Origin of the sequence: Nonomuraea sp. 10N515B, assembly GCF_052245915.1 — a bacterium.
Classification (GTDB): Bacteria; Actinomycetota; Actinomycetes; order Streptosporangiales; family Streptosporangiaceae; genus Nonomuraea.
In genome coordinates this window covers 83,365-107,148 of record NZ_JBQQBQ010000025.1, presented here as the reverse complement: position 1 = coordinate 107,148, position 23,784 = coordinate 83,365, and the positions used below count along the sequence as shown (strand labels likewise).

Annotated in this window: 22 protein-coding genes; 13 read left to right on the top strand and 9 right to left on the bottom strand. The window is 68.0% G+C overall.

The window, feature by feature from the left end; genetic code table 11:
- The first annotated feature begins 44 nt into the window (after positions 1–44).
- The 5 genes from ACTWQA_RS32155 to trxA all read left to right on the top strand — a co-directional run bounded on the left by ACTWQA_RS32155 (position 45) and on the right by trxA (position 4,546).
- Positions 45–1,562, top strand: coding sequence for a protein kinase family protein (locus ACTWQA_RS32155; protein ID WP_443162762.1), 1,518 nt, complete (start codon positions 45–47; stop codon positions 1,560–1,562).
- Positions 1,563–1,577: 15 nt separating this feature from the next.
- Positions 1,578–2,213 carry an RNA polymerase sigma factor SigM gene (gene sigM, locus ACTWQA_RS32150; protein ID WP_305917569.1) on the top strand — a complete coding sequence of 212 codons (636 nt, stop codon included), beginning with the start codon at positions 1,578–1,580 and terminating at the stop codon, positions 2,211–2,213.
- A complete protein-coding gene (locus ACTWQA_RS32145) occupies positions 2,203–3,078 on the top strand; it encodes an anti-sigma factor family protein (RefSeq protein ID WP_443162761.1) in 876 nt (291 codons plus the stop codon). The genes sigM and ACTWQA_RS32145 overlap by 11 nt, the downstream gene beginning before the upstream one ends.
- Positions 3,079–3,288: 210 nt before the next feature.
- Positions 3,289–4,221 (top strand): thioredoxin-disulfide reductase, encoded by a 933-nt coding sequence (gene trxB, locus ACTWQA_RS32140; protein ID WP_443162760.1) that lies wholly within the window; start codon positions 3,289–3,291, stop codon positions 4,219–4,221.
- 10 nt (positions 4,222–4,231) lie between these two features.
- Positions 4,232–4,546 carry a thioredoxin gene (gene trxA, locus ACTWQA_RS32135; RefSeq protein ID WP_138671814.1) on the top strand — a complete coding sequence of 105 codons (315 nt, stop codon included), beginning with the start codon at positions 4,232–4,234 and terminating at the stop codon, positions 4,544–4,546.
- A gap of 155 nt (positions 4,547–4,701) precedes the next feature.
- Here the strand turns inward: trxA and ACTWQA_RS32130 are convergent, their stop codons facing one another.
- Positions 4,702–5,319, bottom strand: a complete 618-nt coding sequence (locus ACTWQA_RS32130; RefSeq protein ID WP_443162759.1) for a GNAT family N-acetyltransferase — start codon at positions 5,317–5,319, stop codon at positions 4,702–4,704.
- Positions 5,320–5,495: 176 nt separating this feature from the next.
- On the opposite strand from ACTWQA_RS32130, the gene ACTWQA_RS32125 reads away from it, so the two are divergent.
- The 3 genes from ACTWQA_RS32125 to ACTWQA_RS32115 all read left to right on the top strand — a co-directional run bounded on the left by ACTWQA_RS32125 (position 5,496) and on the right by ACTWQA_RS32115 (position 9,554).
- Positions 5,496–6,821, top strand: a complete 1,326-nt coding sequence (locus ACTWQA_RS32125; RefSeq protein WP_443162758.1) for an aminotransferase-like domain-containing protein — start codon at positions 5,496–5,498, stop codon at positions 6,819–6,821.
- A gap of 601 nt (positions 6,822–7,422) precedes the next feature.
- Positions 7,423–8,379 carry a D-alanine--D-alanine ligase family protein gene (locus ACTWQA_RS32120; protein ID WP_443162757.1) on the top strand — a complete coding sequence of 319 codons (957 nt, stop codon included), beginning with the start codon at positions 7,423–7,425 and terminating at the stop codon, positions 8,377–8,379.
- Positions 8,380–8,504: 125 nt separating this feature from the next.
- Positions 8,505–9,554: a threonine aldolase family protein gene (locus ACTWQA_RS32115; RefSeq protein WP_443162756.1), complete on the top strand. Its 1,050-nt coding sequence runs from the start codon at positions 8,505–8,507 to the stop codon at positions 9,552–9,554.
- 1,808 nt (positions 9,555–11,362) lie between these two features.
- Here the strand turns inward: ACTWQA_RS32115 and ACTWQA_RS32110 are convergent.
- The 8 genes from ACTWQA_RS32110 to rpmH all read right to left on the bottom strand — a co-directional run bounded on the left by ACTWQA_RS32110 (position 11,363) and on the right by rpmH (position 17,237).
- Complete coding sequence (locus ACTWQA_RS32110) at positions 11,363–12,319, bottom strand: ParB/RepB/Spo0J family partition protein (protein WP_443162755.1); 957 nt, start codon at positions 12,317–12,319, stop codon at positions 11,363–11,365.
- 413 nt (positions 12,320–12,732) lie between these two features.
- A complete protein-coding gene (locus ACTWQA_RS32105; RefSeq protein WP_327587095.1) occupies positions 12,733–13,572 on the bottom strand; it encodes a ParA family protein in 840 nt (279 codons plus the stop codon).
- A 236-nt stretch (positions 13,573–13,808) separates the two neighbouring features.
- A complete protein-coding gene (gene rsmG / locus ACTWQA_RS32100; RefSeq protein ID WP_443162754.1) occupies positions 13,809–14,480 on the bottom strand; it encodes a 16S rRNA (guanine(527)-N(7))-methyltransferase RsmG in 672 nt (223 codons plus the stop codon).
- A gap of 348 nt (positions 14,481–14,828) precedes the next feature.
- Positions 14,829–15,317, bottom strand: a complete 489-nt coding sequence (locus ACTWQA_RS32095) for a Jag family protein (protein ID WP_305917578.1) — start codon at positions 15,315–15,317, stop codon at positions 14,829–14,831.
- A 20-nt stretch (positions 15,318–15,337) separates the two neighbouring features.
- Positions 15,338–16,291, bottom strand: a complete 954-nt coding sequence (gene yidC / locus ACTWQA_RS32090) for a membrane protein insertase YidC (protein WP_443162753.1) — start codon at positions 16,289–16,291, stop codon at positions 15,338–15,340.
- A 4-nt stretch (positions 16,292–16,295) separates the two neighbouring features.
- A complete protein-coding gene (yidD, locus tag ACTWQA_RS32085) occupies positions 16,296–16,586 on the bottom strand; it encodes a membrane protein insertion efficiency factor YidD (RefSeq protein ID WP_327587092.1) in 291 nt (96 codons plus the stop codon).
- Positions 16,583–16,945 carry a ribonuclease P protein component gene (gene rnpA, locus ACTWQA_RS32080; RefSeq protein ID WP_305917581.1) on the bottom strand — a complete coding sequence of 121 codons (363 nt, stop codon included), beginning with the start codon at positions 16,943–16,945 and terminating at the stop codon, positions 16,583–16,585. Before rnpA ends, yidD begins: the two co-directional genes overlap by 4 nt.
- Before the next feature lie 154 nt (positions 16,946–17,099).
- Complete coding sequence (gene rpmH / locus ACTWQA_RS32075; protein WP_043614899.1) at positions 17,100–17,237, bottom strand: 50S ribosomal protein L34; 138 nt, start codon at positions 17,235–17,237, stop codon at positions 17,100–17,102.
- A gap of 494 nt (positions 17,238–17,731) precedes the next feature.
- Between rpmH and dnaA the strand changes: the two genes are divergently transcribed.
- The 5 genes from dnaA (at position 17,732) to ACTWQA_RS32050 (ending at position 23,716) form a co-directional block, all read left to right on the top strand.
- The gene (gene dnaA, locus ACTWQA_RS32070) at positions 17,732–19,264 is read left to right on the top strand and encodes a chromosomal replication initiator protein DnaA (RefSeq protein WP_443162792.1); all 1,533 of its coding nucleotides are present in this window, start codon (positions 17,732–17,734) and stop codon (positions 19,262–19,264) included.
- Between the two features lie 542 nt (positions 19,265–19,806).
- Positions 19,807–20,946 carry a DNA polymerase III subunit beta gene (gene dnaN, locus ACTWQA_RS32065; RefSeq protein WP_305917583.1) on the top strand — a complete coding sequence of 380 codons (1,140 nt, stop codon included), beginning with the start codon at positions 19,807–19,809 and terminating at the stop codon, positions 20,944–20,946.
- Between the two features lie 46 nt (positions 20,947–20,992).
- A complete protein-coding gene (gene gnd / locus ACTWQA_RS32060; protein ID WP_443162752.1) occupies positions 20,993–21,937 on the top strand; it encodes a phosphogluconate dehydrogenase (NAD(+)-dependent, decarboxylating) in 945 nt (314 codons plus the stop codon).
- A gap of 50 nt (positions 21,938–21,987) precedes the next feature.
- Entirely contained in the window at positions 21,988–23,232 is a 1,245-nt protein-coding gene (recF, locus tag ACTWQA_RS32055; protein WP_443162751.1) for a DNA replication/repair protein RecF, read from the top strand.
- Entirely contained in the window at positions 23,222–23,716 is a 495-nt protein-coding gene (locus tag ACTWQA_RS32050; RefSeq protein ID WP_327587087.1) for a DUF721 domain-containing protein, read from the top strand. The genes recF and ACTWQA_RS32050 overlap by 11 nt, the downstream gene beginning before the upstream one ends.
- The last annotated feature ends 68 nt before the right edge of the window (positions 23,717–23,784 follow it).

Genomic DNA, 23,784 nt, shown 5'->3' with positions numbered 1-23,784 from the left:
AGTCGAACCATGAGCACGCCCGATCGGCCAAGTGGAGTGAGCCTGTGAGCACGTCGGCCGTCGAACCCGGCACCCGCCTCGCCGAGCGCTTCCGGCTCGAGGACCGCGTCAGCGAGTCCGACGGAGCCACGTTGTGGAAGGCCATTGACGAGATCCTGGCCCGTCCGGTGGCCGTGCATACTTTCTCGCCGGACTTCCCCCGCGTGCACGAGGTCGTCACGGCCGCCCGCGCCGCGAGCCGGCTCACCGACCCGCGCCTGACCCAGGTCTTCGACGCGGCCGAAGACGACAAGCACGCCTATGTCGTGAGCGAGTGGGTCACCGGCGAGACCCTCACTGACCTGCTGGCCTCCGGCCCGATGGAGCCCGAGCGCGCTGCCGGGCTGGTCGCCGAGGCCGCCGAGGCGCTCGCGCACGCCCACAAGGCCAAGCTCTACCACCTGTGCCTGCGTCCCTCGCACCTGGTGTGGACGACCGGAAACACGGTCAAGGTGCTCGGCGTCGCCGTCGACGCGGCCATGTACGGGCTGACCACCGACCAGCCGGCGCTCGACGACGCCGAAGGGCTGGGCCGGCTGCTTTACGCCGGCCTGACCGGCCACTGGCCGGGCGACGAGGAAGAGGGCGGGCTGCCTGCCGCTCCCATGACCGACGGCCACTTCTGCACGCCCCGCCAGGTCACCGCCGGGGTGCCCGGCTACCTCGACGCGGTGACGGTGCGGGCGTGCCTGCCCGAGTCCCGCAAGGGCCAGGGCGCGCTGTCCAGCCCGGCCGAGGTCGCCGAGGCACTGGCCGACGTGGCCAGGCCCATGCCGATCCCGATCGCCTACCCCTCGACGCCGGCGGTGGCCTCCGCCTCGCACACCGAGGGCCTGGACATCGCCCACCGCCAGCACCTCCACGTCCCCCAGTCGCGGCCCACCGGCCCTCGGCCGCGGCGGCCGTCCGGCGGCGGTAGCACCCTCAACAGGGTGTTGATGACGCTGGTGGTGCTGCTCGTCATCGCCGCGGTCGGCGTCGGCGCCTGGACGATCGGCCGCAGCCTGGGCAGCCCGACCGGCCCCGAGGCCAAGAGCGCCACCCCGACCGCCACGGCCACGGCTTCGACCCCTGTCCAGGCCGTCGAGCCGGGGAAGGCCCAGGGCTTCGACCCGCTCGGCGACAACGACGAGAAGTCGGACAAGGCCGGGCTGGCCATCGACGGCAAGCCCAGCACCTTCTGGGAGACCGAGGGCTACACCAGCGCCGAGCTGGGCAACCTCAAGAAGGGTGTAGGCCTGCTGCTGGACATGGGCAAGTCCGTTCAGATCAGCGACGTGGTGGCTACGCTGGCCGATACGCCCGGCGCGACCGTCGAGCTCAAGGTCGGCGACTCGCCCGATCTCGGCGCTCTGAAGACGGTGGCGACCGAGAAGGACGCGGCAGGCAAGACCACACTGACCCCTGATCAGGCGGCAAGCGGGCAGTACGTTTTGATCTGGTTTACGCGTGTTCCGGCGGATGCAGGCAAGTTTCATGGCACCATCTATGAAGTAGTGGTGCACTCTCCCGGATCGGCATAATCAGGAATCTCTCTTGTGAACTCCCCACCCGAGACACCCTCAGCAGCGGATCGGCCGGCGGTCACTGACGCCGAGCTGCTGACCGCGCACATCAACGGGGATCCTCACGCCTTCAGCGAAATCGTCAAAAGGCACCGCGACCGCATGTGGGCGGTCGCCCTGCGGACGCTCGGTGACCCTGACGAGGCCGCCGACGCCGTGCAGGACGCCTTCGTCTCCGCCTATCGCAAAGCCGCCACGTTTCGCGGCGAGGCAGCCGTCACCACCTGGCTGCACCGCATCGTGGTCAACGCCTGTCTCGACAGGATGCGCCGCAAGTCCGTCCGGCCGGTGGCCGACGACGAGCTCATCGAGGCCGCCGAGCGCGAGTCGCCCCTGCCCGACCAGACCGTCGAGCGCGAGGTCTCGATGGAGGTTTCGGCCGCGCTGAAACTCCTGCCCGCCGACCAGCGTGCGGCACTGGTGCTCGTCGACATGATGGGCTATTCGGTCGAAGACGCAGCTCAGGTGCTCGAGGTGCCCAGCGGCACGGTGAAGAGCCGGTGCGCCCGAGGGCGCGCGAAACTTGCCCCAATTCTTTCGCATCTGCGGAACCGATCGGACCTCAATCGCGTCTCATCCGCGAAGGGAGCAGAACTTCGTGACGGGTGATACGCACTACGATCTGGACACCCTGGCCGATTTGGCCGAGGGTCTCCTGGACGTCGCCACGGCGCACCAGGTCCGCGAGCATCTCGCGGTCTGCGACCCCTGTGGGGAGCTACTGGCCGATCTGGCGGCGGTTCGCGAGGTGCTCGCGGCGACCCCCACGCCGGCCATGCCGATGGGTGTCGCACTGCGCATCGACAAGGCCCTGGCGGCCGAGTCCGAGTCTCGGCGCGGAGGCGTCGGCCTCGTGGAAACACCTGACTGGGACGAGCTCATGCGGGACGCCCCGTGGGAGCGGCCGGTCGAGGCCCCCGAGCCCGAGCCTGTGCGCTTGGGAGTGGTCTCCGACGACGGCACCATCGTCCCGGCCAAGCCAAGACCCGTCAGGCGGCGCCGGTGGGCCTTGCCCGCGGTCGCGGCCGCGGCGGCCGCCGCCGTGGTGGGCACGGCCGCGGTCTCGGCAGGTCTGCTCGCCTCCGGCGGAGGCGGCGGCGGCGGCACGCCCCCGCCCCTCGCGCAGAGCAAGGAGGAGACCAAGAGCCCGCCGAAGGCCAGGGCGTACACCGTGACCGACAGCGGCTACAACTACAGCGACAACGTGTTGCGGCAGCCGCTGGAGAGCCTCTTCGGCTTCGCCACCGTGCTGGGCGGCGACGGCGCCAGCGCCGACCAGGTCGCCAAGTGCGCGAGCAAGGTCAGCAGCCGGAGCAAGCTCGACGTCTTCGCGGTCGACCAGGGGCAGTACAACGGGCAAGAGGCCCTCATCTTCGCCTCATGGAAGAACAAGCCGGCCAAGAAGATCCGCATCGACATCGTCGACCCGTTCTACTGCAAGAACCTGCGTAAGCCCACCATGGGCCGCTGGTAGGAGACATCCGCGAAAGAGCCCGCTTCGGCGGGCTCTTTCGTTTGCGGTAGAGTACCGCCCCACGCTGTTGCCGCAGGTCAGGTGGCCCTACGAGGGCCACGCCGGCGAAGGACTTCCGTTTCGCCAGGGCGTCGTGGGTAGGGCAGGGAATCACGGCGGCCTAGGATCTGTTGACGCCGGTGCAACAGCAGACGAGGAAGGCGTGGAGCGTTGAGCGACGTTCGTAACGTGATCATCATTGGGTCCGGCCCAGCTGGCTACACCGCGGCCGTCTACTCCGCGCGCGCCGAGCTCAAGCCGCTGATCTTCGAGGGCTCCGTCACCGCGGGCGGCGCGCTCATGAACACCACCGACGTGGAGAACTTTCCTGGGTTCCCCGACGGCATCATGGGCCCCGACCTGATGGACAACCTGCGTAAGCAGGCCGAGCGGTTCGGCGCCGAACTGGTCGCCGACGACGTCGTCGAAGTGGACCTGGAGGCCAACCCCAAGGTCGTCAAGACCCACACCGAGACCTACTACGCCAAGTCCGTCATCCTGGCCATGGGCTCCGGTTACCGCGAGCTGGGCCTGACGAACGAGAAGCGCCTGTCCGGGCATGGTGTGTCCTGGTGTGCCACCTGTGACGGCTTCTTCTTCCGTAACAAGGACATCGTGGTCGTCGGTGGCGGCGACACGGCGATGGAGGAGGCCACGTTCCTGACCCGGTTCGGGCGCATGGTGACCGTGGTGCACCGCCGCGACACGCTGCGGGCCAGCAAGATCATGCAGGACCGGGCGCTCGCCAACGAGAAGATCCGCTTCATCTGGGACTCCGAGGTCGTCGACGTGCTCGGTGACACCAAGGTCGAGGCGGTGAAGCTGCGTAACGTCAAGAACGGCGAGGAGTGCGAGCTCGCCACCGACGCGCTGTTCCTCGCCATCGGCCACGACCCACGCACCGACCTCGTCAAGGGCCAGATCGACCTCGACGAAGACGGCTACATCAAGGTGGCCGCCCCGACCACCGCGACCAACATCCCCGGCGTCTTCGCCGCGGGTGACGTCGTCGACCACACCTACCGCCAGGCCATCACCGCGGCCGGCACCGGCTGTGCGGCCTCGCTCGACTCCGAGCGCTGGCTAGCCGACAACGAGAAGTAAGGAGCGCACCGTGAAGGCTGTCACCGACGCCACTTTCGAAGCAGAGGTCCTCAAGAGCGACAAGCCTGTGCTGGTCGACTTCTGGGCCGAGTGGTGCGGCCCGTGCCGTCAGGTCGCGCCCATCTTGCAGGAGATCGCCAACGAGCACGGCGACAAGCTGGAGATCGTCAAGCTCAACATCGACGAGAACCCTGAGGTTCCGCGCCAATACGGCGTGCTCCAGATCCCCACGCTGAACGTCTACAAGGGTGGGGAGGTCGTGAAGCAGATCATCGGCGCCAAGCCGAAGGCCATGCTGCTTCGCGAGCTCGACGGCATCATCTAGTTCGCCTGTTACGGCGCGCTTCGCCAGGCAGAGCCCCCCGCGGTCGTATCCGCGGGGGGCTCTCGCGTACGGCTCGGGTACGACCTGGGCGGCGGCGCACGGGGCTGAACGGGGGCGTGTGGGGCTGAGCGGCAGCGTGTGGGGCTGAGCGGCGCTCAGACGGGGCGCAGCGCGCGTTCCGGGCTCATGGAGCCCAGGAGCCGCTCCAGAGCCACCTCGACGTCCTCACGCCACGAGACAGCGGTCTTGAGCTCCAGGCGGAGTCGCGGGAATCGCAAATGCGGACGAACCGTCTTAAACCCCACAGAAAGCAAGTAATCCGCAGGAACTACACAACTAGGCTCTTCCCACTTGAGGTCCCCGAAAGCTTCTATGGCTTTGACCCCGCGCCGCGTCAGGTCTTTGGCCACTCCCTGGATCAGCATCCGCCCGAGCCCGCCGCCCGAAAACTCGGGAATGATGTGAGCCGTCATCAGCAACACGGCGTCGGCGCTGACAGGCGAGGTGGGAAAGGCCACCGAACGCGGGCTGTAGAGCGGCGGGCTGTACAGCACGAACCCCGCGGGCACGCCATCGACATAGGCGATTTTCCCGCAGCTCCCCCACTCCAGCAGCGTGGCGGAGAGCCAGGCTTCCTTCTCCAGCCCTGGGTCGCCCGAGTCCACCGCTCGCTCCCCGCTGACGGGATCGAGCTCCCAGAACACGCACCGTCGGCAGCGCCGCGGCAAATCTTCAAGATTGTCCAGGGTTATGTTGACCAGTCGGCGCGACAACTACCGCCCCTATCGTTGACCCGGAAAAGCGCGCGAAAACCGCGTCCACACCTGGCATCGTAGCCGAGTGAAGATGCCGCCAGCGGACACCACGACGGTTGAGCCCGGTCACGTGCGACATGTCCGTCTGGCGTAATCTGGTATTTCCGCCCCGTATGACACCTAGGAGGTGGGCCGTGACAGAAGAGCTGGATCACGGTCAGACACCCGCGACCCAAGGGTCGCGCATCGACGCCTACGTCGATCGGTACGCCGCGCGAGCTACCGGGATGGTCGCCTCCGAGATCCGAGCTCTTTTCGCCGTCGCGTCGAGGCCCGAGGTGGTCTCGCTCGCGGGCGGCATGCCGTACGTCACGGCCCTCCCCCTCGACATGGTCGGTGAGCTGGTCTCCGACCTCGTGACCAGGCGTGGCCCGGTCGCGCTACAATATGGCTCCGGCCAGGGCGACCCGCACCTGCGCGAGCAGATCTGCGAGGTCATGCGGCTGGAGGGGATTCAGGCCGGGGCGAACGACGTGGTCGTCACCGTGGGGTCGCAGCAAGCGCTTGATCTGATGACCCGCATCTTCATCGACCCGGGCGACGTGGTGCTCGCCGAGGGCCCGTCGTACGTCGGAGCGTTGGGCACATTCGCCGCCTACCAGGCCAAAGTGGTCCACGTCGCCATGGACGATCAGGGCATCGTGCCCGAGTCGCTGGCCCAGACGATCTACGCGCTGGAGACCGCAGGCGCGCCCATCAAGTTCCTCTACACGATCCCGACCTTCCAGAACCCCGCCGGCGTCACGCTCAACCTCGCCCGCCGGCAGCAGGTGCTCGACATCTGCCAGCGGGCCGGGGTGCTGATCATCGAGGACAATCCATACGGGCTGCTCGGCTTCGACGGAGAGCCCATGCGCGCCCTGCGGGCCGACAATCCCGACGGCGTGGTCTATTTGGGGTCGTTCTCCAAGACGCTCGCCCCCGGCTTCCGGGTCGGCTGGGCGCTGGCCCCGCATGCCATCCGCGACAAGCTCGTGCTCGCCATGGAGTCGGCCGTGCTGTCGCACTCCTCCTTCACGCAGCTGGCCGTGGGCCAATACTTGGCCACGCAGCCATGGCGGGAGCAGATCAAGTCGTTCAAGGAGCTCTACCGCGAGCGCCGTGATGCGCTCGTGGACGCCCTCGACGCCTTGATGCCACCCGAGGTCACCTGGACCCGCCCCGCCGGCGGCTTCTTCGTCTGGGCCACCCTGCCGGAAGGGCTCGACTCGAAGGCCATCCTGCCGCGGGCGGTGGCCGAGCGCGTGGCGTTCGTTCCCGGGACCGGGTTCTTCTCGGACGGCAGCGGGGCTCGGCACATGCGCCTGTCCTACTGCTTCCCCGAGCCGGACCGCATCCGGGAAGGGGTGCGGCGGCTCGCTGGGGTGATCGAGCAGGAGATGCAACTGCGGGACACGTTCGGGACCGGCTCGGTGCGCGAACACCCCGGCGTGGACACTCCCGGCCCGGACCTGGCCTAGTAACCGCCCGCTCGCCGGCACAGTGCCGCTGGACCGTGCTGACAGCGGGTTGGGCTGAGACGACGCCTCGCCGGTGTCGTCGAGTCGGTGTCGGCGCGTCGCGGGCGAGCTCGGTCACTCAGCCTACTTGAGCTCGCCTCGCATCCTGGGCGAAGCCGTCTCGGTGGAGACGGCTTCGCCCAGGCCGTATAGCCCGAGGACACATGGGCCGCGCGTCGCGGTGACGCTCATCCCAACACCAGTCCTCAGTCCGGCACCGGCCCGCTCGTCACCAACCCCCTTCTGCCGCTGCAGCCGCGCATCTGGCACCCCGTGGGGACAAGTTCATGCATGCCGCAATGAGGCCTGCCCGATCACACGCACGGCGTCGCAAGGAGGCAGCCGCCCCTCTCGGCGCGGTCGCCTTGCTCATCACCCGGCATCATCAACTACCAGATAGGACGGATGAGAAGGGACCGACGAGAACGGCGACTACGTGAGTTCCCGTGTGCACGGAAATCCCACGACCATGGGCAGACTCGCGGGGAGAAGCACCTCACGTACGCCATTCGCCCCCGACGCCGGTACGGTTGGACAGCGTTCGATCAGCAGAGGAGATGTGATGAGCGATCTGGGCCACGTGCTCGTGCTGGCCGGAGGCCTCTCCTATGAGCGGGAGGTGTCTCTGCGCTCGGGTCGCCGAGTCAGTGAGGTGCTGCGCGCGGCAGGCATCGACGTGGAGACCCGGGACACCGACGCATCCCTCGTGCCGTCGATCCTCGCCGACCCTCCGGACGCGGTGTTCGTGACCCTGCACGGGGGCGCGGGCGAGGACGGCGCAATCCGTTCCGTCCTGGAGCTGCTTAATGTGCCGTACGTCGGCGCCGATCCGGACGCCTGCCGGGTCGCCTTCGACAAGCCCACCGCCAAGGCCGTCGTCCGCTCCGTCGGCCTTCGTACCCCGGAGTCCGTCACCCTCCCCAAAGAGACGTTCCACGACCTGGGTGCCACGGTGGTGTTGGGCCGCATCGTCGAGCGCCTCGGCCTGCCCTTGTTCGTCAAGCCGGCCCGGGGCGGCTCGGCACTGGGCGCGTCGATCGTACGCACAGCAGAAGAGCTCCCCGCCGCCATGGTCGGCTGTTTCGCCTACGGCGACACTGCTCTGATCGAGCGTTACGTGGAAGGTGTGGAAGTGGCGGTCTCGGTGGTGGACCTCGGCAACGGCCCCGTGGCGCTGCCGGCCGTGGAGATCGTCCCGGACGAGGGCGTGTACGACTACGCGGCCCGCTACACGGCTGGGCACACCGAGTTCTTCGCCCCGGCCCGGCTCCCTGCCGCCGCGGCTGCGGCGTGCGCGGAAACCGCCGTAACCGCCCACACCGCACTGGGCCTACGTGACATCTCCCGCACGGACCTGATCGTGGACGCCGCGGGCGTTCCCCATTTCCTTGAGGTCAACGTGGCTCCCGGAATGACGGAGACCTCACTCCTGCCGATGTCCGCTGAGGCCGCCGGCCAGGATCTGGGGGACCTGTGCCGCACCCTCCTCCAGAACGCTGCCGCCCGCTCCCGTACCTGACATCACCCAGCACACCACGAGCAGCCACAGAAGCTGGTCAGCCACGCGTACCGTCCTGGCCGAGACACCGAGACCGTGAGCCTGCGGATCGCCGGCCAGCGAGCCACGGGTCGTAGCCTTACGATGTGCTGATCGATTCGACGTACCCAAAGAGTTTCGCCAGCGACAACCACGCAGGCGTGCACCCCGACATCCTCGAAGCCATGGCTGCGGCGAACCACGGCGACGCACCCGCCTACGGAGACGACCAATGGACCTCGGATTTCGAGGAAAGGATCAAAGAGTCGTTCGGCCCAGGCGCGGAAGGCTTTGCGGTTCTCAACGGAGCAGGCGCCAACATGGTCGGGTTGGCGCTCATGCTCGGCCGCTACGACGCGATCATCTGTCCCAACAGCGCCCACATCGCCACCCATGAAGCCGGGGCGGCAGAGCGCCTGCTCGGCGTGAAGCTGATGACGGTCCCCACCGAGCACGGCAAGCTTCAACCCGCCGACATCAGATCCCGGCTGTCCGGGATCGGCAACCCCCACGAATCACAGCCAGCGGTCGTCTCCATCTCTCAAGCCACAGAACTCGGCACGTGCTACTCCCCCGAAGAGATCGCCGACCTCGCCGAGGCCACGCACGCGGTAGGCCTACGGCTTCATGTGGACGGCGCCAGGCTCGCCAATGCCGCGGCCTACTTCGGCTGCGACTTGAAAACCATCACGACCGACGCTGGGGTGGATGTGTTCAGCTTCGGCGGCACCAAGAACGGCGCCCTCGCCGCGGAGGCCGTCGTGGTCCTCGATCCATCACTGACCGACGCCGTCCCCTTCCTGCGACGGCAATCGCTTCAGCTGGCCTCGAAGATGCGCTTCATCTCAGCACAACTTTCCGCCCTCCTGACGGACGACTTGTGGCGCCGGAACGCCGCACACGCCAATCAGATGGCCATGCGTTTGGCTGACGGCATCGCGGACATCCCCGGGCTGTCCCTGGCTCAGCCGGTCCAGTCCAATGCCGTCTTCGCCACCCTCCCACCCGCCATCAGGACGACTCTCCGCCGCCGCTATCTCTTCCATCCTTGGGACGAAGCGACGGGAGTCGTCCGCTGGATGACCGCCTTCGACACGGCGCCTGAACACGTAGACGACTTCCTGGACGACATCCGCAAGGCCGCCGCCTCTCTGTAGACCACACGTTTCCTCGGACCTCCGTTTCACGTGAAACACGTCGTACTCCCACGGCGGTCTCCCTAATCCCCATCGCACCCACGCCGCACTCCCCTGCCCTTCCCAGGCTCCCCGCCGACCTCTCCTCTGTTTCACGTGAAACAGCGAGCGCCCGAAGATGCCGCCGTCCCGGCCGCACGCCGCGAGCACGAGCACACGGCACGCACGAGTGCCCGCTCAAGCGCGGGCCGCCGGCATGGCGCACCCGCGGCGCAGGGTCAGGACGGGCGGGGGTGGGGTGGGCACTGACGCGGCGCCGAGTCAGGCACGGGCATGGGTGGCGCAGGCATGGCGCGGGCATGCGCCGCAGCGGCGGCACGGCGCGGCACAAGCGAGACATTCACATCGCACCACCCAAACGCATGCCTGGCATGGGCGCAGGCTGAGCGCACGGCGGAACGCGCAGGCGCGGGGCGTATGGCCGGGGCCAGACGCGGAGAGGGGGACGCGCGGCGCGTGGCGTGGGTGTGGGGCGCATGGCATGGGGCGTGGGCGCGCGACGCCTGGCGTGGGCGGCGGCGCACGCTTGACCACGCGGCGGAACGCGCAGCCGCAAGCGCATGGCCCGAGGGCCAGACGCGGGGAGCCGGACGCGCGGCCGCATGGCATGGCCGTGGGCGTGGGCGCGAGCGACACCTGGCGCAGGCGGCGGCGCACGCTTGACCACGCGGCGGAACGCGCAGCCGCGCGCGTATGGGCGCGGGCAAGACGCGAGCGAGGGCGGACGGCGCGTGGCATGGGGCGCGTCGCGCGTGACGCAGGCGGCGGCGCACGCTTGAGCGCGCGGCGAAACGCGTAGGCGCGTGCGGCTGGGGCGTGGGCAAGACGCGAGCGAGGGCGGATGCCGACGCGCGGCGCATGCCTCGTGACGTGGGCGCGTGGCGCGCGGCGCGGACGCACGAAGCGGACGCACGAAGCGGACGCACGAAGCGGACGCGTGGAGCGGACGCACGAAGCGGACGCGTGGAGCGGACGCACGAAGCGGACGCGTGGAGCGGACACATGAAGCGTGGAGCGTGGAGCGTGGAGCGGACGCGTGAAGCGTGGAGCGGACGCGTGAAACGTGGAGCGTGGAGCGGACGCGTGAAGCGTGGAGCGTGGAGCGGACGCGTGGAACGGACGCGTGGAGCGTGGCGCCTCGAGCGTGGCGCGGGCGCAGACTTGATCGCGCGGTGGAGTGCGCAGGCGGGAGGTATGGGCGCGGGGCAAGACGCATGCGAGGGTGGACGCCGACGCATGGCGCATGGCGCATGGCGCAGGCTTGATCGCCCGGTGGAATGCCCGGGCGGGAGCGTATGGGCGCCGGGCGAGACGCGTGCGAGGGCGGACGTCGGCGCGCGGCGCGTGGCGGGCGCGCGGCGCGTGGCGGGCGCGCGGCGCGTGGCGGGCGCGCGGCGCGTGGCGGGCGCGCGGCGCGTGGCGGGCGCGCACCGCTTGCCAAGTGGCCAGTGGCGCTGGCGCGCAGTGCGTGAAGCGGAGAGAGGCGCACGGTGGAGGCGTGGATACAGGCTTTGATCGCAGCCTGCTCGCACCCAACACCGGCGCGTTTCACGTGAAACATCGACCCAGCCGAATAGCCGCCAAGCCAGCGGGCCGGAGCGTCGACTGAAGCAGGGTACGTCCGTCTGGCCCAGCGAGTAACTCCACCGAGCCGGTTCCAACATAGGTCGGCCGACTTCGCGTTGGATGGGCGCAGCGCGGGAAAAGACCCTCGTTGTTTCACGTGAAACCGTGAGACAAAGTCGGCGCTCCCCCTAACCCATAGGGCGTTAGCCCTCCCGCATAGCGCGGACCGCCTCTGGCGCCATGGCGCCGATGATGCGCTCCAGGTCATCGATCGTCGCGAACTCCACGACGATCCGGCCCTTCCGACGTCCCAGGTCCACCTTGACCTTGGTTTCGAAGTGGTCCGAGAGGCGGTCGGCCAGATGGGTCAGGCCGGGCGCCGTGGGCTTGGCCGACTGCCGCTCGCGAGGCGCCTTCTGGGCGGCCTTGGCGCTACCCATGGAGACGATCTCCTCCACGGCCCGCACCGAAAGCAGCTCTGCCACGATTCGCTTGGCCAACTGAATCTGCTCTTCGGCCGAGTCGAGGCCAAGGAGAGCCCGGGCGTGGCCGGCGCTGATGACGCCGGCGGCCACCGTGCGCTGGACTTCAGGCGGCAGGTTCAGCAGGCGCAAGGTGTTGGTGATGTGAGAACGAGAGCGCCCTACCCTCTGCGCCAACTGCTCGTGCGTCGCCTGAAAGTCGTCGAGGAGTTGCTGGTACGCGGCCGCCTCTTCGAGTGCGTTCAGCTGCTCGCGCTGAAGGTTCTCGATAAGAGCGTCCCGCAGGAGATCAGTGTCCTGTGTGTTGCGGACAATGGCCGGAATCGGGTCCAGACCGGCCTGCTGGCACGCACGCCAGCGCCGCTCCCCCATGATCAGCTCATACTGACCACCGCCAACCGACCGGACCACGATCGGCTGTAGCAGACCGACTTCGCGGATGGACGCGGCCAGTTCCTCGAGTCGCTCCTCGTCGAAGATCTCACGTGGCTGGCGAGGGTTGGGAACGATCGCCTTGAGGGCGACCTCCTTGAAGTACGCTCCGGCAATCGGCTTGGGGCCGGTCTCCGCCGGCGATCCGTTGCCCGACGCCGGCGCCGACCCCGTGCTGTCAACGATAGGTCCGGTCGGGATGAGCGCCCCGAGTCCCTTGCCCAATCCCCGCCGCTGCTGACTCACTGCGTCTCCTCACCACCCGGCCGATTCCGGTCACTCCAGGAGAGGTTACCGGTGCGCGCCCGACGGAGCGCCCCCTCGCCACACTCCGTCCTATTGGATTTGCACCGACACGGTCACATACCTGCCCAACGAGTGACTGTCCCCAGGGCCCACCGCCACCCTTGGCCCGCGCAGGGAGCCGGAGGCAGGAGCTGGAGCCGGAGTTGGGGCACGCGCAGTCCGACGCTGGCGAGGCGCACCGGGCTTTGCGCCCTCACCGACAACGGTCCCCGCACGCGGTGCTCTCAGACGCGGTTCGGCGTAGAAGACGCTGCTCCCCCGATAAAGCGCAACCGAAGGGACCCGGGGCAGGACCATACGGCCCGCGCCTCCGAACGACATTGGGATGAGAGGAAACGATCCTGAGGTGATCGTCAGGCTACGGTGGCGCGGTGCGCGATCTCCCGGGCGGCGTCCATGTACGCCATCGCACCGCTCGACCCCGGATCGTACGTCATGACCGACTGCCCATAGCTGGGTGCCTCCGACAGGCGGACGCTCCGTGGGATGACCGCGTTGAGCACCGTGTCACCGAAGTGGGCTCGCACTTCGTCCGCCACCTGCGACGCCAGTCGGGTACGCCCGTCGTACATCGTCAGGACGATGGTCGACAACCGAAGAGTCGGGTTCAGGTGAGCCTTGATGAGATCCACGTTCCTGAGGAGCTGACCGAGGCCCTCCAGCGCGTAGTACTCGCACTGGATAGGGATCATGACCTCGTCCGCGGCCACCAGCGCGTTGACCGTCAGCAGGCCGAGCGATGGCGGGCAGTCGATGACGATGTAGTCCAGGTCGATCGCGTCGTAGGCCCCCAGCGCCCGGCGGAGGCGGGCCTCACGCGCGACCAGGGACACCAGCTCGATCTCCGCTCCCGCCAGGTCAATGGTGGCCGGAGCGCAGTAGAGGTTCGGCATGTCGGGGACCTGCTTGACGATGTCCGCCATGGGCAGGTCGTCGACCAGGACCTGGTAGACGTCCGGCACGTCACCCCGATGCTCGGTGGCCAGTGCCGTGGAGGCGTTGCCCTGCGGGTCCAGGTCCACCACGAGGACCCGCTGGCCATGCATGGACAGGGCGGCGGCGATGTTCACCGACGTCGTGGTCTTGCCTACGCCACCCTTCTGGTTGGCGACCGCGATCACGCGGCACTTGTGAGGGCGGGGCCAGGTGCCGTCGCCATCGCCTGGGGTCTCGCCTGCCTGGGCAGCGGCCATCGGGGTTGCGGATGTTTCACGTGAAACCACTGAGCTGAGCGCCTCTCGTACCAACGGCGAATCACCGGGGTTCAGGGGGGTCTGGGTCACGATCGCCATCCTTTCAACCAGTGGTATGCCGGTGCCGGGAATTTGCTGTCGCGACACGCCCATTTCGGGCCAGCCAACCCCGGTTGCACTCTCCGAAGAACGGTTGCCCGGCCATCCAAGACCGCATGACGCGACTGGCATAACCGTCACCTCCTTCGTCGCCGCCTTGCTTGCTCCGGCGGGCGACCCGCTACCACCCGAACCAATGTTGCAGGCGGCTCGACCTTACCGCGCCCGACGGTCACAAGCTCAGCCGTTCGGGCCCCGCTGGCCCGCAATTGCTCCTCCGCCTCGGCCAGCTCACCGGCGGCCCGCTCCCCCTTCATGGCGATCAGCTCGCCGCCCTCGCGGAGCAGCGGCATCGCCCACTTCAGGAGCCGGTCGAGCGGCGCCACGGCCCGTGCGCTCGCGACGTCGAACACGCGCTTGCCCACCAGCTCCTCCGCCCGCCCCCGCACCACCTCGACGTTGCCGAGCTTCAGGGCATCGACGCATTCCTCCAGGAACACGGTACGGCGTAGCAGCGGCTCCAGCAGCGTGACCGTGATATCCGGCCGGACGATCGCCAGGACGAGCCCGGGCAACCCCGCGCCCGACCCGATGTCCACCAGGTGCACATCCGGCCGAACGACCTCAGCGACCACCGCGCAGTTGAGCAGGTGGCGATCCCAGATCCGCGGCACCTCCCGCGGGCCCAGCAACCCGCGGACCACGCCAGGACCCGCCAGCAGCTCGGCGAACGCGTTCGCGCGGTCCCAAGCCTCCCCGGCGAAGACGTCCCGCGCTATGTCCGGCGGCGCCGGAAGCTCATCGCTCACTGGTTGATGGCCCTTTCTTGGTGCTAGGTCGTAGCCGGGAGTGAACGCACTGACGAGGAGGGGCGAGGATAGGCCCGAAGCTGGAGCCAGGGGCATGCCCCAAGGTTCGAAGTCGGTCCCTACCCAAGGCTAGAGGGGCGATCACAAAGGAAGACTAGCGGGCTGGCCCAAAGGTGACCCTCGAGCACGCCGCCACCGCGTCGAGCCCCCGGAATACCCGGCAGTGCTTTATAGGTATATAGGCGCAAATACCGGCTGATATCAGCCGTACGCACCACGTACAAGGATAAAAGGAAACGGCCGCCCACCGCGCACGAAGGCGGGGCAGACGGCCGCATCGGATGACACTCAGGCAGGCAGGACCACCACGTACCGGTGGGGCTCCTCACCCTCGGACTCGCTGCGGAGCCCGGCGTCCGCGACCGCGTCATGGACGATCTTGCGCTCGAAGGGCGTCATCGGCTGCAACGCCTTCGGCTCGCCACTCTCCCTGACCTGCCCGGCGACCTCGGTGCCGAGCTTGGTGAGCTCCGCACGCCGCCGCTCGCGATAGCCGGCGACGTCGAGCATCAGCCGCGAGCGCTCCCCCGTCTGCCGGTGCACGGCCAGGCGGGTCAGCTCCTGCAGAGCCTCCAGGACCTCCCCCCCGGGTCCCACCAGCTCCGAGCTCTTGAGCCCGACCACGGAGACCAGGGCGCGGTCGCCCTCGACGTCCATGTCAATGTCGCCGTCGATGTCGGCGATGTCGAGAAGCCCCTCGACGTAGTCGGCAGCGATCTCGCCCTCTTGCTCGAGTGCGGCAAGATCAGGAGCCTTCTTCTCCTCGGCCTCGGTCATGGCCGGCCTCTCCTTCGTGTTCAAGACTTCTTGCTGCCGGTGCGCTTGCTGCGGGGCTGGCGGCTCGGCTGCTGCCTGATGATCTTAGGCTCCGGCGGGGGCGGAGGCGCCTGCTCTTCCGGCGGCGGGGTCTTGCGCAGCTTGGCGATCAGCCCCTGCTTCGGCGGGACGGGGACCACGTTGCCCTTGGCGTCGAACTCGGGCATCGGGTGCCGGCTGTAGAACCAGTGCTGCTGGCCAAGCGTCCAGACGTTGGTGGTGACCCAGTACATGATCAGACCGAGCGGGAAGTTCAGGCTGAAGAAGGCGAACAGCGGAGAGATGTACATCAGGATCTTCTGCTGCTGCGCCATGGGGTTGTCCGGCATCTGCGCCATGGAGCGGGTGACGCTCTGCCGGACGGTGAGGAACGTCGTCAGCGAGCTGATCGCGACGAAGATCCCCAGGACAACCTTGGTCTGTACGACGCCCGCATCGAAGCCCGCGATGTCCGTCGAGGACATGAAGAAGTTGGCCGGCAACGGCGCGCCGAAGATGTGCGCCGACCGTGCGCTGTCCACCAGTTCCTGGCTCATGCCGTACACCGGGCGGCCGTTGGCCATCGCCTGCAGCACGGTGAACATGGAGATGAAGATGGGGAACTGCGCGACGATGGGCAGGCAGCCGCCGAGCGGGTTGGCACCGGCGCCCTGGTAGAGCGCCATGACCTCTTGGTTCATGCGCTGCTTGTCGTTCTTGTAGCGCTTGCGGATCTCCTGCACCTTGGGGGCGAGTTCCTGCATCTTCCGCGACGAGCGCATCTGCTTCAGGAAGAGCGGGAAGATCAGGACCCGCATGAACACGGTCAGCGTGATGATCGTCAACGACCAGGTCAGCCCGCTGTCCGGGTTGAGGACCGTGCTGTAACCAGTATGGATCCAGATGATGACTTGGGCTACGGCTTCATACAGCCAGCTCAGCCAGGACAGCTCCACCGAGCTATCTCCCTTGCGTTTCGTGAGACCGGACCGGGCGTGGGGGCACCGGGTCAATACCTCCGGGATGGAATGGATGGCACCGCCCGATGCGCCGGACAGTCAGCCAAATGCCGCGCACCGCTCCGTGCACGGCAATCGCCTCGAGTCCGTATGCACTGCATGACGGGTAGAACCGGCAGCGCGGACCGAGCATCGGGCTGATGAACGCCCGATAGAACCGGATCGGGATGATCAGCACCCGTGCGGCGAGGCTCGGCGCCTCGCTCGGCGCCTCTTGCGCCTGCTCCGTCATCTCTGTCCACCCGTCGAGGACTCGCGCCGCCTGAGCAAACGATCCAGCGCGGAATCGAGCTCGGCGGCCAGTTGCTCGAATCGCGCGGACGCGGCCGGTGGATTGGCGCGTACCACAAGCAGGCTACCTCGCGGCAGCCGGTGCAGACGGTCCCGCATCAGGTGTCGGAGCCGTCGCTTCACCTTGTTTCGGGTAACGGCGCCGCCGACGGCCTTGCTCACCACGAAACCCACCAGAGGTGACTCTTCCCCGGACGTGCCGAGATGTACCACCAGAGTCGGGCGACCCGCGCGCTTGCCGCGCCGGACCGCCGCCTCGAAATCCTCCCCGCGCCGCATGCGGGATTGCCGGGACAGCACCGTATACGCCTATCGCCCGCCGGCGAGAATCACCGGCGGGCCAGCTGGTCGGACGAGAAACCTGCTCGTGGGACTGCCTTCCTACTGTCGTGCCCGATCAAGGCCCGGGCGGCAGTCCATGTGACGGATCTCTCGTCAGGCGGACGCGGAACGGTCAGGCCGACAGCTTCTCGCGGCCCTTGCGGCGGCGAGCGGCGAGGATGGCGCGACCGGCCCGGGTGCGCATCCGCAGCCGGAAGCCGTGGGTCTTCGCGCGGCGACGGTTGTTCGGCTGGAAAGTACGCTTGCTCACGGGTGGGCTCCAGGCTTGATGGTGCGCCCCAGGGACGCTTAACACACATGGATGGCCTGTCAGGAATGCGAGGGCACGCGAAATAGCCGTCGCGTGACAAGCCGACCGTCGTACGTTACGGGCGAAGGCCGCCCCAGGTCAAACCGGAACGGTTATCCACGGATCCACAGCCCGGTTTTCCACCGCCCGGCGGCGTCCACAGTATGTGCACCCGGGTGCCACTACGCTGTGGACAACGTCTTGAACACAGCTGTGCACAGGGCTACTGTCGGCCCTTCCGGACCCGCAGAAACCCTGTGCACAGCTGTGGAGATCCTGTGGAGATCCTGTGGAGGGGCTGGGTACGAAACCCGGCCGCCACGCTGTGGACGAAGGGCCGCCGAATGACCGGGCGGCCCGCGCCATGTGGATAAACGATCGCGGGGGGCCGCGAGAGGGAGGAGGGGAATCACACTGTGAACGGTGTCGACCTCGGCACGGTATGGGGGAGGGCCCTGCGCAACTTCCTCAACGAAAACGTGCCGATCCAGCAGCGCACCTGGCTGTCCATGGTGCGGCCGATCGCTCTGGCCAACGACACGATCGTGCTCGGCGTCCCCAACGACTTCCTCAAGGACCTCATCGAGGGCAAGCTGCGCCCGCTCGTGGCGCACGCGCTGTCCCAAGAGCTGGGCCGGACCATGCGGCTGGCCGTGATGATCGACACGACGGCGCCGGAGCAGTCTTCGGGCGACCCCCATCAACAGCCTGTGACTCACAGTTATCCCCAAGGTGTGGAGAGTCAGCTGCGTTATTCACAGGCCGCGCAACCCCAGCACAACCCGGCTTCTGAGCCCCCGCAGTTCTATTCTCCACAGCCGGAGCCGACGCAGATATCCACCGACTATCCACAGCCTGGGTTCGCTTTTGAACAGGCACAACCGCCTGTGGAGAAAGCCCCGGAACCGGCGCCGAACCGGTGGGAGGCCAAGAGCAATAAGCCCAGCGAACCCGCCCGGCTCAACCAAAAGTACACATTCGAGACATTCGTCATCGGAGCCAGCAATAGGTTCGCCCACGCGGCGGCGGTGGCCGTCGCCGAATCGCCGGCGAAGGCGTACAACCCGCTCTTCATTTATGGCGACTCGGGCCTGGGGAAGACGCACCTGCTCCACGCGATCGGGCATTACGCCCAAAGCCTGTACGACGGCGCACGGGTCAGATACGTGAGCTCCGAGGAGTTCACCAACGACTTCATCAACAGCATCCGCGACCACAAGGCCGACGGGTTCCGCGGCCGCTACCGGGCGATCGACATCCTGCTCGTGGACGACATCCAGTTCCTGGAGGGCAAGGAGCAGACGCAGGAGGAGTTCTTCCACACCTTCAACACGCTGCACAACGCCAACAAGCAGATCGTCATCTCCAGCGACCGCGCCCCCAAGCAGCTGATCACGCTGGAGGACCGGCTGCGCAACCGGTTCGAGTGGGGCCTGATCACCGACGTCCAGCCGCCCGAGCTGGAGACCCGGATCGCCATCCTCAGGAAGAAGGCGATCCAGGAGGGCCTGGCCGCGCCGCCCGAGGTGCTGGAGTACATCGCCAGCCGGATCTCCACCAACATCCGCGAGCTCGAGGGCGCGCTGATCAGGGTGACCGCGTTCGCCAGCCTCAACAGGCAGGGCGTGGACCTGCAGCTCGCCGAGGTGGTGCTGAAGGATCTGATCACCTCGGAGTCCGACACCGAGATCACCATCGCGGCGATCATGGCCGAGACCGCCGACTACTTCGGCATCAGCATCGACGACCTGTGCGGCACCTCGCGCAGCCGCGCGCTCGTGACCGCCCGGCAGATCGCGATGTACCTGGCGCGCGAGCTGACCGAGTTGTCGCTGCCGAAGATCGGTCAGCAGTTCGGCGGCCGCGACCACACCACTGTGATGCACGCCGAGCGCAAGATCCGGTCGCTCATCGCCGAGCGCCGGTCGATGTACAACCAGGTCAACGAGCTGACAATGCGGATCAAGCAGACACAGCGTGGATCTTGATAGTCATGCACAGCCTGTGGAAAACACTGTGGAGCAGCGAAAACGCCGAAAGGACGCGGCCGTACGCCCGACGATGGCGTGAAAAATCCGCCCACAGGGGCTGGGGACAACGGTGGGGACATCTCCCCCAGATCTGGGGACGACTCGTGGATAACTTGTGGACGGCCTGTGAACAGCCGATCTGGGACTCCAGAAGGCCCCCGATTACCCCGTGGATAAGCTGTGGAAACCTCGTGGATAACCCCGCTTCCCCCGTGGATGAACGGACCATGATCTGGGGAAGAGCTGTGGGCAAAATTTCGCCGTCCCCAGGCGCGGAAGTTTCCCCCAGGCTCCACCCACAACCGCAGTGGATGAATAAAGTGCCGCTGACCAGCCACAACGCTGGTTGTCCACAGTTCCCACAGCCCCTAGTGTGATGACCTCTTCTATCTCTAACTAAGAACTCAAAGACCCATAGTTGGGCTTCTCCCGGAGCGCGAGCGCGGGAGGGTGGATCCTTGAGATCCTTGAATCAACGACGAAGCAGGAGGCTGATCACCGTGATGTTCCGAATCGAGCGAGACGTCCTCGCTGAGGCGGTGGCATGGACGGCACGCAGCCTCCCGGCGCGCCCGTCGGTGCCCGTTCTCGCCGGCATGCGCCTGGAGGTCACCGACGAGCAGCGATTGAAGCTGTCCGGATTCGACTACGAGGTCTCCGCTGAGGTGACGCTCGAACTCCACACCGGGGAGCCGGGAGTCGTGCTGGTCTCGGGCAAGCTGCTCGCCGAGATCACCCGCGCCCTTCCCGCACAGCCTGTGGACTTCGTGGTGGACGGCGCCAAGGCGGTCGTCACCTGCGGCAGCGCTCGATTCACTTTGCTGACCATGCCGGTGGAGGACTACCCGTCGCTCCCGGCCATGCCGCCGGCCGCGGGCCGGGTCGGCAGTGACGTGTTCGCCTCCGCCGTCGGCCAGGTCGCCGTCGCCGCCGGCCGGGACGACACGCTGCCGATGCTCACGGGTGTGCGCATGGAGATCGAGGGCGACACCGTGACCCTCGCCGCGACCGACCGCTACCGGCTGGCCGTACGCGAGCTGAAGTGGCAGCCGGGTCAGCCCGACTTCGCGGCCATCGCGATGATCCCCGGCAAGACGCTCGCCGACACGGCCAAGGCCCTCGGCAGCACCGGCGCGGAGGTCGAGATCGCGCTCAGCTCCGCGGGCGGTACCGGCGAAGGCATGATCGGTTTCTCCAGCGCGGGCCGGCGGACCACCACGCGGCTGCTCGACCCTGAGTTCCCCAAATACCGGTCGCTGCTGCCCACCGAGTTCTCCGCGCGCGCCGACTTGTCCACAGGCCCGTTCGTGGAGGCGGTCAAGCGTGTGGCCCTGGTCGCGGAGCGCAACACGCCGGTACGGCTGGCGTTCAAGAGCGGGGAGGTCGTGCTCGAGGCGGGCAGCGGCGACGAGGCGCAGGCTGTCGAGGCCCTGCCTGTGGACTACGAGGGCGAGGAGATGAACATCGCCTTCAACCACCAGTTTCTGCTGGAGGGCTTGGGCGCCATCGACTCGGACGTGGCCAGGCTCCAGATGACCACATCGACGAAGCCCGCTATCCTCACCGGTGGCAAGCCTGTGGAGGACGGCGCCGCCACCGACTACCGATATCTGATCATGCCCATCCGCCTGTCAGGCTGAACCTGTCATCGGGGATGATGGAAGCCTGACGAGGGGGTAGGACAACATGCAGATCGGCATGGTCGGACTGGGCAAGATGGGCGGCAATATGGCCGAACGGCTGCGCCGCGGCGGTCACGAGGTCGTCGGCTATGACCGCGATCCGTCGATCAGCGACGTGACCAGCCTGAAAGACCTGGTCGAGCGCCTGCAGGCGCCGCGCGTGGTCTGGGTCATGGTCCCCGCGGGCAAACCCACCCAGTCCACGATCGACGACCTCGGCGAGGCGCTCGATGAGGGCGACATCGTCGTCGACGGCGGAAACTCCCACTATGCGGACGACCAGAAGCACGCCGCCGAGCTGGCCGAGAAGGGCATCGGCTTCGTCGACTGCGGCGTCAGCGGCGGCGTCTGGGGACTGACGAACGGCTACGCGCTCATGTGCGGCGGCGACCAGGCCAACGTCGACCGGCTGATGCCGATCTTCGAGACGCTCAAGCCCCAGGGTGAGGACGGCTTCGTCCACGCCGGTGAGGTCGGTGCCGGGCACTTCGCGAAGATGGTCCACAACGGCATCGAATACGGCATGATGCAGGCCTTCGCGGAGGGCTGGGAGCTGCTGGAGGCCTCCGACGTCGTCAAGGACGTCAAGGGCTCCTTCAAGAGCTGGCGCACCGGCACCGTGATCCGCTCGTGGCTGCTCGACCTGCTGGTGCGGGCACTGGACGACGACGAGCACCTCGACCAGTTGCGCGGTTATGCACAGGACTCCGGCGAGGGCCGGTGGACGGTGCAGGCGGCTGTGGACCACGCGGTCCCGCTGCCGGTCATCACCGCCGCGCTCTACGCCAGGTTCGCCTCGCGCCAGGACGACTCTCCCTCGATGAAGGTGGTCGCGGCGCTGCGCAACCAGTTCGGCGGCCACGCCATCACCTCGACCGAGGGCAGCACGGGCAAAGGCGCCGACGCACCGGGCGCGGACGTGACGCCGCCCCGCGAGACCGACCGATAGCAAGCGTGCCGTGACCCCGGTGATGGGCGGGGCGCACTAACCTTCTTGGGGTGCACGTCGCCCACCTGTCGCTGACCGACTTCCGGTCCTACGCCTCCGTGGAGCTCGGCCTGGAGCCGGGCGCCACAGCCTTCGTGGGGCCCAACGGCCAGGGCAAGACCAACTTGGTCGAGGCCCTTGGCTATGTCGCGACGCACTCCAGCCACCGGGTGGCGAGCGACGCGCCCCTGGTGCGCAGGGGTGCCGAGCGGGCGATCATTCGCTGCGCCGTCCACAGGGACAACCGGCGGGCGCTCATCGAGCTGGAGATCAACCCGGGCCGGGCCAACCGCGCGCGGCTCAACCGCTCCCCTGTGTCCAGGGCTCGCGACGTCGTCGGGCTGTTGCGCACGGTGCTGTTCGCGCCGGAGGACCTGGCACTGTCCAAGGGAGACCCCTCCGAGCGCCGCCGCTTCCTCGACGACCTGCTGGTGGCCAGGGCCCCCAGGTTCGCCGGTGTCCGCGCCGACTACGACCGGGTGCTGAAGCAACGCGGAGCCCTGCTGCGTACGGCCGCGCAGGCCCGCAGGGGCAGCAGGAGCGCCCGGCGCAAGGAGAGCGACACCGCGTTCGCCGCCGCGGGAGCGGGCGACGTGCTGAGCACGCTGGAGGTGTGGGACGCCCACCTCGCCAAGCACGGCGCCGAGCTGCTGCGGGCGCGGCTGGAGCTCATCGAGGCACTGCGGCCGCTGGTGGCGGGCGCGTACGCGGCACTGGCCCCGGCGAGCGCCCCGGCGACGCTCGCGTACCGGAGCACGTTGTCCACAGGTGGGGATGCCGATGAGGGGGGTCCGGAGGGTGAAATCGCCGGTGAGCGCGGATCTTTCGATACACAGACGTTATCCACAGACTTGGGGAAAACCCTTGAAGAACGGCTGCGGGAGCGGCTAATAGAGGTCCGCCAGTCGGAGCTGGAACGCGGCGTCACCCTCGTCGGCCCACACCGCGACGACCTGATCCTCGGCCTGGGCGACCTGCCGGCCCGGGGCTACGCCAGCCACGGCGAGTCCTGGTCGTTCGCGCTGGCACTGCGGCTGGCCGCCTACGACCTGTTGCGGGCCGACGGCGGCGATCCCGTGCTGATACTCGACGATGTGTTCGCCGAGCTCGACAGCCAGCGCAGGCGGCGGCTGGCCGAGATCGTCGCGCCCGCCGAGCAGGTGCTCATCACGGCCGCCGTACCGGATGACGTGCCACATGAGCTGACCGGAGCCAGATTCGACGTCGCGGAGGGGAGCGTGACCCGTGTCCGATGAGGAAAACCCCACGGCCAAGGGCGTGGCCATGGCCAGGGAGAAGCTCGCCCAGGCCAAGGCGGACGCGGCCAAGCGCGGCCAGCTCCCCCGGCGTGAGCCGAGGCGGAAGGGGCCGCGCAGGGACAGCGGTGATCCACAACTTTTCGGACGGGCGATCGCGGATCTGCTGGCCGCTCGCGGCTGGGAGCGGTCGGCGGCGGTCGGCGGCGTGTTCGGCCGCTGGGCCGACATCGTGGGTCCTGACCTGGCCGCGCACACCAAGCCCGAGTCCTTCGAGGACGGTGAGGTGCTGATCGCGGCCGACTCGACCGCCTGGGCCACGCAGGTGCGGCTGCTCGCCCGCACCCTCGTACGCAGGCTCAATGAGGAACTGGGCGACGGCACGGTGACGAAAGTCAAGGTCAGGGCGCCGCAGAACGCGCCCCGACCTTCAGGTGGATTGCGGGTGACCGGAAGCAGAGGCCCAAGGGACACCTACGGATAGAGGCGTCCAGCCGCTGCGGTTGGGCGCCGGGGGCGATCAGAAAGCCACAGACGCGATAAGCCCCCTTT

What these genes read in the sequence shown, in the direction of transcription:
- ACTWQA_RS32120 (WP_443162757.1), top strand. Translation starts at nt 7,423, where the DNA reads ATGAGCGATCTGGGCCACGTGCTCGTGCTGGCCGGAGGCCTCTCCTAT.
- ACTWQA_RS32105 (WP_327587095.1), bottom strand. Translation starts at nt 13,572, where the DNA reads ATGGCCGCTGCCCAGGCAGGCGAGACCCCAGGCGATGGCGACGGCACC.
- ACTWQA_RS32095 (WP_305917578.1), bottom strand. Translation starts at nt 15,317, where the DNA reads ATGACCGAGGCCGAGGAGAAGAAGGCTCCTGATCTTGCCGCACTCGAG.
- yidD (WP_327587092.1), bottom strand. Translation starts at nt 16,586, where the DNA reads ATGACGGAGCAGGCGCAAGAGGCGCCGAGCGAGGCGCCGAGCCTCGCC.
- gnd (WP_443162752.1), top strand. Translation starts at nt 20,993, where the DNA reads ATGCAGATCGGCATGGTCGGACTGGGCAAGATGGGCGGCAATATGGCC.